Source organism: Stenotrophomonas chelatiphaga (assembly GCF_032054965.1).
GTDB classification, from domain to species: domain Bacteria; phylum Pseudomonadota; class Gammaproteobacteria; order Xanthomonadales; family Xanthomonadaceae; genus Stenotrophomonas; species Stenotrophomonas chelatiphaga.
Window position 1 is genome coordinate 117,359 of the sequence record NZ_DAMBRS010000012.1, and the last position, 11,101, is coordinate 128,459.

Sequence of the window (11,101 nt, forward strand, 5' to 3'; positions counted from 1 at the left end):
CTGGAGGCCGCCGCGCGGACCACGCGCAAAGGTGATCGTCCCCCGGCCCGACGAGCACGCTGCCATGCTTTCTGCCTCCGCGACCCTGTTGTCCACTACGCCCGGATGCCTGTCCTCGACCGCCCTGCTTCGCCAGGGCCTGCGCCAGATCCGCGCGGCCGGGCTGGATCGCGGCCCTGCGCCCCGGCATATCGTCAACGCCGGCCCAGGCCGGATCGCCGCGCATCGGCCAGACCCGGGCGGCCTGGGTGCCGTGCGTGAAAACGCGATGCGCTTCTGGCGCCAGCAGGAGAACCCGCTGAGCCTGTTGGGCAGCGCGCCGAAGCCGAAGCCGTTGCCAGTGCGGCCGCTGTACGCAAGCGTGCCGCTGCCGCCCGCGCGGGTGTTCGCGCTGGCGCGGACGGGCCCGTGGAGCGCCCCTGCGCAGCCTGCCCCCCCGAGGGTGGTCGGTGCGATCCTGAAGCGCCATGAGCCCGGGCTGGCGCTGGAGGACTGGCTCGCCTCCCTGCCCGTCCCGCTGCACCGCGATCCACGCCATCCGTTGGGCCTGATCAGCCTGCATGGCCTGCCACTGCTGGAGCGCAACACCTGCCAGGGCGACCGGCCGTGGCCCAGCCGCACCAGCACCAGCGTCGTGCATGGCACGGTTGCGGGGGCAGTCGCCTTGAAACAGGCGCAGGATCGCAGCAACGGGGGCTCGCCGTGGCGATCGGCGACGGCGCCCCCCTGTGCGCATGACACCAGGCCCGACTCGCCCGACAGTGGCCTGTCGATGGGATCCAGCGATGAGGAGCTGCGCTCCGACGAAGCGCTCTGCGCACAGGCCGCCGCCTGTGCGCGCCAGATCGCCGCACGGCGCCAGCACTGCCCGGACATGGCCCGCCTGGAGGACCTGCTGCGGGGACTGATCCCAACGCCATCGGAGCGCTGCCCGCATCCGCCGCACCACTACCCCACCCGACCGCAGAAGAGCGAGCTGCATCCGTACGCCATTCATCGGGCGCTGATCGGCCTGCGCCGCTGAAGGGGGCGGTGGCCTGCGCGATTTCTGGCGGCGAGGCGACGCTGCAGGTTCCACCCTCGCCTTCCTTCCCACCGTGAGACAGCAGCATGATCGGCACCCTGTATTCAGCCCCTAGCTCCATCGTGCGCACCATCGCCAGCTTGCCCCGCGCGGTCCCCAGCAACCCGAGCGGTGGGTTGCTGTCGCGCATCGCCAACATCACCACCCTGCCGCGCCAGCCCCAGCGGATCGAAAACTACTGCGTCGCTGCACAGGCGTGGATGCCGCGCGCAGTGTCCTCCTTTGCAGGGACCCAGCAGGCGTCCGCGACCGGACAGCGCAGGCTGTGCAGCTTCACCGGCTTGCTGCTTGGCACTTCGGGCAGGTTCAATCCGCCGGATGTCGCTGCGTACACCGGCAAGACGCCTCACCGGGCGCTCTCCGTGACGACATCCGTGGTGGTGGTCAGCGCCGCGGCGAACCCGGCCGGGACGGCTGACCGCTCTGCATCGCCGCTGACCGCGTCGCAGCCACCGCGTATCGCACAATCGGCCGTTGGCGATGCGCTGAATGCTGCCCCGACGACTGCCGGCGCAGCGTCTCCGGTCCCCCCAGCGCAGCCGCCGCGTGTCGAGCCGAAGATCAGCGGCGACACGGTCTTGAGCCAGATTGCCGCAATCAGGAAGCAGTGGCAGGACGGCATGTTCGCCAAGCCCAGCGGCGCGCTCCAGCCGCAGGCCTGTTCAGTGGAACAGATCCGAGCCGAGATAATGGCCGCGCACAACGTCACCCCTTGAAGTGGATCACCGGCGGCGTGCCTGCAGGCGCGCCGTCGGCCATCCCGTTCTGCAGGAAAGCACCATGCCAGCAACTTCAGTCGCCTCTCCGGTCCTCTACGCAACTTCGTCGTCCATTCACCGGGCGACCCCGGAAGCCGCCGGGGCGGGCCACCACCCCATGCCACTTACGAACATGCGCAACGCGGAACCGCCTCCCTGCCGCTTCGCCCGCACCGGCGTTGCGCCGCCCCGCCCGGCAGATGGCAACCTGCATGCCCCGCCGCAGCACCTCGCAGCGGCAGTGCGCGATGCGTACCGCAGCCCGCTGTTGGCGGCCCCGCCGGATACGCTGTGCAGGGCCACGTTCGACCGCCTTGTCGGCGACAGCGGTCTTTCGCTCAGACTGCTGTCCTGCAAAGCACTGAAGGACCTGCGGCAAGCGCTGCTCGCGGCTGCGGATGCAGACCATACGCTGACAGCGGGGGAGAAATCCTGCCTGATCGCCGGGCTGAACCTTGAACTGCTGCAGCGTCCACGCACCTGGAACGAAGCCAGCGGCGACCTGCAGTCGCTCATCGTCAATGTCGCCGGATGGCCGCAGGGACGCGCCCTGCGCATCGTGGATACCGACCATGACGCGATCCATCTGTATCGCCCCGGCGAGCCCGAACAATGCCATCGCGGCAACGGGCCGGAGCTGCCGCCACCGGAGGACGACGAGATCATCCTGCTGCGGCACGGCAACCACTTCAGCCTGATCCGCCGCGACCAGGAATCGGTCATCGAGGACGTTCCGGCCGATGGCGACTGCTTCTTCAGCTGCATTTCCTCGGCCCTGCACGCCGAAGACCGGGCCACCTCGAACCTGGACCTGCGCAGGCGGCTGGCCGACCTGATCTGGAGCAGCCCCGAGCTGCTGCAGGTGGCCAGTGCCCATGACGGCGCGCTGGTGCCTGCGCGTCCACTCCAACCTGCGCGCGTTGACGAAACGGTGGATGCCGCTCCGGTCGCCGACCTGCAGGCGCTCACCGCCGGACTGTCGTCCGTTGCCCTGGCGTGTTACCGCGCGGAGATGGCGTCCTACCTCACCCTGGATGTCTTTACATCCCACGAACTTCAGCAGTTGCACGAGACCCAGGTCGAGGCAGCCATGACAGTGCTGGGTGACAGCATCAGCCACCTGCCGCAACCGCAGGTGGATGCCGTTCGTTCGCAACTGGACGCGGCGTTTGAAGAGTACCGGGAGCAGAACAGGACGGCGTTGAAGGGCATGCAGAGCAAAATCAACCGTTCGCTGAAGAAGGCGCTTTCGTCCTACGTGGAGCGTATCGAGAATGTACGGGCTGCGGGGCAGACGCCGCACACGGAATTGGCGGCGGAACACGACCGTATCCGCGTGTCGGTCGAAGCGCAGTTCAGCGGCAACTTACGCGCGAAAATGGGTGAAGGCGAACCCATCGAAGGCCATCTGGCCGTGCTGCGTGCAGGCATCGATTCCTATTGGCGGAAGGGGGTGCTGCCCGAAATCGAACAAGCACGCGGCGGGCAGGGAGACCCGGCAATGACGTCGCTGTAGTCCGAAGCCAGGCCGCGGCGTGGGGATCTTCTGGCGCGAGGGCAAAAAGCGCACTGGCGCACAATTTCACATCCGATTAGATGACAACGTTGTCGTAACCGCCGCGCAGCACGCCGACGGTAGCATCCGGCCCCCTCAGTCGCCTGGCTCGGCGGCCACCGGACCCGCGTCACGTGCGGTGCCAACCAGGCCCGCACGACAACCTGATTCGATCGGAGACACATCATGCATGACCCGATTGCACGCAGTGCCGCTCGTTCCGTCCGCCTTGCCCGCCACCGTCCAGCGTGGCTGCTGGCCCTGGCCATCAGTGGCGCCCTGCCCGCGCTGGCGCAGGCCGCCAACTGCAGCGGCGTGGCCCAGTGGGACCAGGCCAGGATCTACCGCGCCGGCGATACCCTGCAGAAAGGCGGAGTCCTGTATCAGGCAAAACAGGACATCTGGAACGCACAGCCGGACCATCCTGCCGGCGCTCCGTATTACACCAACCTGGGCGCCTGCGACGGCAGCGGCAGCAACCAGGCGCCGGTGGTCAGCCTGACCTCGCCGTCAAACGGCGCCACTTTCAGCGCCGGCAGCACGGTGACCGTCAGCGCCAACGCCAGCGATGCCGACGGCAGCATCAGCAAGGTCGAATTCTTCCGTGGTGGCAGCTCGATCGGCATCGACACCAGCGCGCCGTACAGCGCCAGCTGGGCCAATGCCAGCGCCGGCACGCATACCCTGCGCGCGGTGGCCACCGACAACAACAATGCCACCACCAGTACCGCCACCATCACCATCACCGTCAACGCAGCCGGTGGCGATACCACCGCACCCAGCGTACCCGGCGGGCTGGCGGTGGGAACCCGCACGGCCAACAGTATCGCGCTGAGCTGGAATGCGGCCAACGACAACGCCGGTGGCAGTGGCCTGGCCGGCTACGACGTGTACCGCAACGGCGCGCTGGTGGGTTCGCCATCGACCACCGCCTATGTCGACGGCGGCCTGTCGCCGTCCACGACCTACAGCTACCGCGTGCGTGCACGCGACAACGCCGGCAACGCCTCCGCCCAGGGCAGTACGGTCAGTGCCGCCACGCTGGCCGGCGGCGGCGATGGCACCGGCAAACGGGTCATCGGTTACTTCACCCAGTGGGGCATCTATGGCCGCAATTATCGGGTGAAGAACATCGACAGCAGCGGCTCGGCGGCCGGCTTGACCCATATCAACTACGCCTTCGGCAACGTGCGCAACAATCGTTGCGAGGTCGGCATCACCCAGCCGTCCGATGCCAACACCGGCGCCGGCGGTGACGCGTACGCGGATTACAGCAAGTCCTTCGCGGCCGGCGAAAGTGTCAGCGGCAGCGCCGACAGCTGGGACCAGCCGCTGCGCGGCAACTGGAACCAGCTCAAGCAGCTGAAGGCCAAGCATCCCGGCCTGAAGGCGCTGATATCGCTGGGGGGCTGGACCTGGTCGCGCGGCTTCTCCAGCGCCGCCCGCCCGGAGAACCGCCAGGCGTTCGTGGCCTCCTGCATCGATGCCTACATCCGCGGCAACCTGCCGGTCACCGATGGCGCAGGCGGACCCGGTGCGGCGCTGGGCGTGTTCGACGGCATCGACATCGACTGGGAGTATCCGGTTGCCTGCGGCATCGCCTGCGGGGCACCGGAGGACAATGCCAACTTCACCGCGCTGCTGGCCGAGTTCCGCCGCCAGCTGGATGCGGTGCGCCCCGGGCTGCTGCTGACGGTGGCGGTCGGCGCCGGCATCGACAAGATCCGGGTCACCAATCCCGCCGCCTATCATCCGTACCTGGATTACATCAACGTGATGACCTACGACTTCCACGGCGCGTGGGACCCGCGGACCAACCATCACTCTGCGCTGTTCAATACCGCCGCCGACCCGTCCACCGGCGACCAGCTGCTGTACAACAGCAATGACGCGATCGAGGCGTTCATCTCGCGCGGAGTTCCGGCGTCCAAGCTGAATCTCGGCATCGGCTTCTACGGCCGCGGCTGGAACGGCGTGGGCGGCGGCAACAACGGCATGTACCAGACCGCCTCCGGTGCGGCGCCCGGCACCTATGAAGCCGGCATCGAAGACTGGAAGGTGCTGAAGAACCTGGGCTGGCCGACCTACACCGACGCCACCGCCGGCGCCACGTGGGCCTACAACGGCAGCACCCTGTGGAGCTACGACACCCCCGCCAACGTGACCCGCAAGATGGGCTACGTCAAAGCGCAGGGCCTGGGTGGCGCGTTCTTCTGGGAGTTCAGCGGTGATGATGCGCAGGGTACGCTGTCACGCAGCATCAGTGATGGCCTGAAGTAAGCCCGGGACGGCTCTCCGCGCTCAGCGCGGGGAGCCGTCGCTGGCTCGATGGGCAGCTCAGTTCTGCCGCGCTGGAACCGACGGCGGCGCGCTGGCGGAGTGTGACAGCGCGGCGCTGTCCAGGCGTCCATACGGCGTTGCCGGTGCCAGACAGAAAACGCGTGCAGGCGACAGCGGCCAGTTGCCGAATGGCACCTTGTTGGCCGACGGCGCCTTCAGGAATACGGCGTCGTCCGCTGCTCCCAGCGGCCAGGTCGCCGAGTCGTTGCTGTCGATGGACACCTGGCGGATGAGCGCCCGGCCACCGGCGCGCGTGGTGGCTCCGTCGTTGCTGGCAACCGTCGTGAGGACCGGCGACGGTGGCCGGTTGCCTACGACAGTGGGCGCAACGGAAGTCGGGTGACCGCCCGCAGGCAGGGGCGGCGTGGCGAGCCTGGTCAGCGCATGGCCAACGGCAACGGGGGAAGAAGCAGGCATCATGGGCAGGTATCCGGCAAGGGGACCCTTACAATGCGCCACGGCGGCGGCGTCGACTTGCAGTTTTGCGGCACCGCGCCGCCGTTCAAGGCGCCGGATGGCCCGGCGCCATGACCGACGTCCGCATCAGCGCGCGCGGCGGTCCAGGGCGGCCTTCAGCTGCGCCGGCGGCAGGTAGCCACCCAGCTGGGTGCCGTCTTCGGCGAAGATCGCCGGCGTACCATTCACGCCCAGCTGCTGGCCCAATGCGTACTGCATGGCCACCGGGTTGGTGCAGTTCTTCGCTGGCACCGGGCTGCCCTGCTTGGCGGCGGTGAGCGCCTTGCGACGGTCACTGGCGCACCAGACCGAGATCATGTCGGTGTAATCCTTGCTGCCCAGGCCCATGCGCGGGAAGGCCAGGTATTCCACCGTGATGCCGTTGCGGTTCAGCTCGGCAATATCCTGATGCAGCTTGCGGCAGTAACCGCACTCGATGTCGGTGAACACACTGATCGTGTGCTTGGCATTGGGCGCGGCGAACACGATGCGGTCACCGTGGTTGGCCTTCTCCAGCAGGCCGCGGCGATACGCCAGCAGGCCTTCGCTGTTGACCAGCGCCTTGGCCTGGATGTCATAGGGCTGTGACTGCATCAGGTACTTGCCATCATCGGACACGTACAGCACCTGGCCGGATACGACCACTTCACGGAAGCCCGGGAACGGCGCCGCACCGATGTAGTCGGGCTTGAAGTTGGGATCCAGCTGGGTCAATGCGGCACGGACACTCTGTTCGGCACCACCGCGTGGCGACGCGGCGGGGGCCGTCGTCGTTTTCGCGGCCGGCGGCGCGGGCTGCGCGCACGCACTGAGGCTGAGCATGCCGAACAGCGCGGCGGTAAGGACTCGGAACATCGGGGGCCCGCGGGATCATGAGGAACGCCGATTCTCGCACAGCAGGGCAGAGCGTCGTGCGATGGGCTGCCGGTGTCGCAATCGCCTGAGCGATTGATGGAAGCTTTGATGAAAGGCCTGCCGCAATCTCGTTGCATAACAACACGGGGTGCATCCATGCAGATCCTCAGCCAGCTCGGATTGATGTTCCGGGCGACCGTTCTCAACCAGCTTGCCGCCAAGGTCAGGCTGGCCAGTTCGCACTATTCTCCCTCCCGGTTCAGTGCTGCATTGACGGGCATCGACAATCGAGAGCAACAGCTCGCCAACCGCTTCAGCCAAGGGCGCCTGAGCGTTGACCAGCTGTACCACCAGGCCCGTCGGCTTGCCGACCAGGACGTGCTGCTCAATACGCGGCTGGATCCTGAAAGTGATTGCGATGGGGCGGTCGCACGCCAGCCGGTAGCCACCGCGTCAGCATTCCGGAGCGTCCTGGTCCGCGCCTATTGCGCGGCAGCCGACGCCAAGAAGCAGGAGCTGGTCGCCCTGCTGGAACCGGCCATGGTTCGTACACGGGCGCGCTGCATGCTGGCTGACGCGGCGTGGAAGGGCCATATCACCTGTTCCACCGAACTGCTGGCCCAGGTCCACCGGCAGGCGCACCTGGAAGCCGTCGACGCGGCGTGCCCGCTGGACCAGATGGATCAGGTTGAACGCCGAGCGGCACGCGACATCCTGTCCTTCATCGCATCCCAGCAACCGGACGGGCCGGATGAAGCCTTGCAGCCCGTCCGCACGCTGCTGCAGGACCTCTACACCCGGTTGCCATTGGCCACGTCGGCCCCTGCCCCTGACCCTGCGCTGCAGATACCGCCATCCTGGCTGCGGCTGGCCAACGGCGTGTGGGGCGACCTCTGGCCCTGGCCCACGTATGAGCACTTCCGCGCCGAGGTCGCCGCCGCCGTGGAGGACGTAATGGATCTGAACGTTAGAGGGCTCGCGCAGGGCGACCAGCGTTGTCAGCGCACGTTCGAGCTGCTGGAGTACATCAGGCAGCGCGTCCCGACGACCAGCGGACCTTTTGATCACCCATCACGTCCCCTGTGGGAGCACCAATCCGATCGCCTGGAGCGGGAGGTCGCAGCCGAGCTGGTCGCGCGCCGGGCCGAAGGGGTCGCCCTGCATCGGAACGATTCCAGCGACGCCTGACCGATCAGCCGCGCGGATGGTGCCTGGCGTGCAGCTTCTGCAGGTGCTCGCGCGCCACCAGCGTGTAGATCTGGGTGGTGGACAGCGAGCTGTGGCCAAGCAGCATCTGCAGCGCGCGCAGGTCGGCCCCGCGGTTGAGCAGATGGGTCGCGAAGCTGTGCCGCAGTGCGTGGGGACTGATCCGCGCGATGTCGATACCCGCCACCACCGCATAACGCTTGACCAGGTGCCAGAACGCCTGCCGGCTCGGCGGGCGCAGGCTGGGCTCGATGAACAACGGCACCTGGCCGCCGGCGTCGGCGGGCACGCTGCGTTTGTTCGCCAACTGCGGTCGCGCCTGCTGCAGGTAGCGCTCCAGCCAGTGCTGCGACTCTTCACCCAGCGGCACCAGGCGTTCCTTGCTGCCCTTGCCGGTCACGCGCAGCACGCCCTGGCGCAGGTTCACCGCAGTGGCCGGCAGGCCGACCAGCTCGCTGACGCGCAGCCCGGCGGCGTACATCAGTTCCAGCATCGCGCGGTCGCGCAGGCCCAGCGCCGTATCCACGTCGGGGGCCGCCAGCAGCGCATCGATCTGGCTTTCCGCCAGTGCCTTGGGCAGCAGCCGTGGCAGTTTCGGCGGGTCCAGCAGCGCGGTCGGGTCATCGCTGCGGGCACCACGGCGCACGCTGTCGGCGAAGAACGCGCGCAGGGCCGACAGCAGCCGGGCGTTGCTGCGCGGCGACCATCCGTGGCGCGTGCGCCAGGCCAGGTAGTCGAACAACCCGGCGCGATCAACGCCGGCAAGGCCACCGACCTGGCCACTGCGCCAGCGCGCCAGCCCTTCGAGGTCGCGCCGGTAACTGTCCACGCTGGCCCGTGCCAGGCCATGTTCGGCCCAGGCCGCATCCAGGAACCGGGTGATCGCCACCGAATCGGCGGCATCCAGTTCGGGTAGCGCCTGGACCAGCTGGCGGCGTTCTGCGGGTGTGGAAGCAACGGACATGCGGGCAGGATACGCGGCGCGCAGCACACCCCACCAGCATTGCGTATGCTTCCCCGCATGGCTGATCCTCATGATGCCCCCGCCGCCCCTGCTGCTGCCGTGCGCCCTGCCGCCCTGCTGGGCTGGCGCCTGCTCGCCTTGCTGTACGACCTGTTCCCGGCGCTTGCGTTGTGGATGCTGGCCGGATCCCTGTTCGTCATCGCGTTCACCGTCACCGGCCATTCCACGCACGAAAACATCGCCCCTTTCAGCCGCTGGCAGTGGGCGCTGTGGGCGTGCTGCTGGGTGCTGACCGGCCTGTACGCCACCTGGAGCTGGCGCCGCGGCGGCCAGACTCTGGGCATGCGGCCGTGGCGGATCGCGGTCACTGGCGATGATGCGCTGGCGCCGTCACTGCGCGCGTTGTGGGCCCGCTACACGGTTGCCAGCGTGTCCCTGGGCCTGGCCGGACTGGGCTTCTGGTGGGCCTTGGTCGACCGCGACCGGCTGACCTGGCACGACCGCGCCAGCGGCACGCGGATGATCCGCCGGCCCCGGCGCTGAGGCCCGACGCGTAGCTGAACCAACGCCGCACTGTCATCAGGCCGTCATCGATCCACGATAGATCGCAGGGCGGCACGCTGCGTAGCCTGTGCGGCCAATCCGTTTGATGCCGTGATGATGATGCGCCTGCTGCTGGCCTGCGCGTGCCTGTGGCTGGCCGCCTGCTCTCCTGATGCTTCCACCTCGCTGAGCGAACGCCTGGTGTCTCCGGGCGGCGCCTCGCCGTTGCTTGACCAGGCCCATATCGCAGCCACCATCGCCACCCTGCCGAACCGGAGCGGCTACATCACCAGCCGCGAACACGTGCGCCTGTTCTGGCGCGCTTTCGATGCCGGCGACTATGGCCTGCGCTACCGCTATGCGCGCCCGCGCCATGAAGGCGGTGAGCCGGTGGACATGGACCTTCGGCTGGAGCCGCCGCGGCCGTTCCATGCGCAGGCGCCGCGCGGCACCGTGGTGGTGCTGCACGGCTGGATGATGAGTGGCGATGCGATGCTGCCGTGGTCGCTGCAGCTGGCCCAGTCCGGCTACCGCGTCATCACCATCGACCTGCGCAACCATGGTCACTCGGGCGGTGGCCCGGCGGGGTATGGAACGGTGGAATCGGACGAGGTGATCGAGGTGATCCGTGCCTTGCGCGCCCGCGGTGAGGTGCAGGGCCCGTTGTATCTGTTCGGGGTGTCCTACGGCGCGGCGACCGCGCTGTTCGCCGCCGAGAAACTGGGCGGCGACGTACAGGGCGTCGTGGCGATGGAGTCCTTCGCCAACGCCGGCGATGCGATCCGCAGCATGATCCCGCACCTGCTGGCCAGCCAGCCGAGTGGCTGGCAGGCGCAGGCAGTGGCTGCGTATGCCCGCTGGCGGTATGCCGACCAGGACATGGACGCGGTGATCGCCGCAGCCAACCGGCGGCTGGGGGTGGACCTGGACCAGGTGGACGTCAGCCGTGCGGTGGCCGCCAGCCGCGCGTGCGTGCTGCTAGTGCACGGTGACCAGGACCAGCATATCCGCGTGGACCAGGGGCGTCGGCTGGCGCAGGCCAGTCCGCGTGCGCACTACATCGAAATGCGCGGCGAAGATCACATCACCCTGCCGATGCGGATCGATCTGCTGGGCGGCGTGGTGGACGACTGGATGTCGCGTGATGTGTCCGCCCCGGACGGCCTGTGCCCTGCGCCGCGGACGCCGGTCGAGGCGAACTTCATGGCGCTTGCGGGCGGCGTGGGAGGGTCGAACGGGTGAGACCCCCTCGCGGGTGGCTTTCAGGCTTGAACTGGGTTTGGGTCGGGCGGTGGGGCTGGTCGGGGGACGGCAAAAACTGCATCCATGCGGGCCTCGTT

The 11,101-nt window shown here is 68.2% G+C and carries 10 protein-coding genes; 7 read left to right on the forward strand and 3 right to left on the reverse strand.

Annotated features, from left to right (window positions below; genetic code table 11):
* Positions 1 to 64: 64 nt before the first annotated feature.
* From RTX79_RS14480 to RTX79_RS14495, 4 genes are all read left to right on the forward strand, one after another.
* Complete coding sequence (locus RTX79_RS14480) at positions 65 to 1,024, forward strand: hypothetical protein (protein WP_312684501.1); 960 nt, start codon at positions 65 to 67, stop codon at positions 1,022 to 1,024.
* Positions 1,025 to 1,110: 86 nt separating this feature from the next.
* Positions 1,111 to 1,800 carry a hypothetical protein gene (locus RTX79_RS14485; protein ID WP_312684503.1) on the forward strand — a complete coding sequence of 230 codons (690 nt, stop codon included), beginning with the start codon at positions 1,111 to 1,113 and terminating at the stop codon, positions 1,798 to 1,800.
* Between the two features lies 1 nt (position 1,801).
* A complete protein-coding gene (locus RTX79_RS14490; RefSeq protein WP_312684504.1) occupies positions 1,802 to 3,358 on the forward strand; it encodes an OTU domain-containing protein in 1,557 nt (518 codons plus the stop codon).
* Positions 3,359 to 3,583: 225 nt separating this feature from the next.
* Positions 3,584 to 5,677, forward strand: coding sequence for a glycosyl hydrolase family 18 protein (locus tag RTX79_RS14495; RefSeq protein WP_312684505.1), 2,094 nt, complete (start codon positions 3,584 to 3,586; stop codon positions 5,675 to 5,677).
* A 57-nt stretch (positions 5,678 to 5,734) separates the two neighbouring features.
* Here the strand turns inward: RTX79_RS14495 and RTX79_RS14500 are convergent, their stop codons facing one another.
* Together RTX79_RS14500 and RTX79_RS14505 are read right to left on the reverse strand one after the other, a co-directional pair.
* Complete coding sequence (locus RTX79_RS14500; protein ID WP_312684507.1) at positions 5,735 to 6,157, reverse strand: hypothetical protein; 423 nt, start codon at positions 6,155 to 6,157, stop codon at positions 5,735 to 5,737.
* 123 nt (positions 6,158 to 6,280) lie between these two features.
* Positions 6,281 to 7,048, reverse strand: coding sequence for a thioredoxin fold domain-containing protein (locus RTX79_RS14505; RefSeq protein ID WP_312684508.1), 768 nt, complete (start codon positions 7,046 to 7,048; stop codon positions 6,281 to 6,283).
* A gap of 156 nt (positions 7,049 to 7,204) precedes the next feature.
* Here RTX79_RS14505 and RTX79_RS14510 point away from each other — a divergent pair, with 156 nt between their 5' ends.
* Positions 7,205 to 8,236 (forward strand): hypothetical protein, encoded by a 1,032-nt coding sequence (locus RTX79_RS14510; RefSeq protein ID WP_312684509.1) that lies wholly within the window; start codon positions 7,205 to 7,207, stop codon positions 8,234 to 8,236.
* A gap of 4 nt (positions 8,237 to 8,240) precedes the next feature.
* Here the strand turns inward: RTX79_RS14510 and xerD are convergent, their stop codons facing one another.
* Positions 8,241 to 9,218, reverse strand: coding sequence for a site-specific tyrosine recombinase XerD (gene xerD, locus RTX79_RS14515; RefSeq protein WP_312684510.1), 978 nt, complete (start codon positions 9,216 to 9,218; stop codon positions 8,241 to 8,243).
* 57 nt (positions 9,219 to 9,275) lie between these two features.
* Here xerD and RTX79_RS14520 point away from each other — a divergent pair, with 57 nt between their 5' ends.
* Together RTX79_RS14520 and RTX79_RS14525 are read left to right on the forward strand one after the other, a co-directional pair.
* Positions 9,276 to 9,761, forward strand: coding sequence for an RDD family protein (locus RTX79_RS14520; RefSeq protein WP_312684511.1), 486 nt, complete (start codon positions 9,276 to 9,278; stop codon positions 9,759 to 9,761).
* A 114-nt stretch (positions 9,762 to 9,875) separates the two neighbouring features.
* Positions 9,876 to 11,003 (forward strand): alpha/beta fold hydrolase, encoded by a 1,128-nt coding sequence (locus tag RTX79_RS14525; protein ID WP_312684513.1) that lies wholly within the window; start codon positions 9,876 to 9,878, stop codon positions 11,001 to 11,003.
* Positions 11,004 to 11,101: the final 98 nt, after the last annotated feature.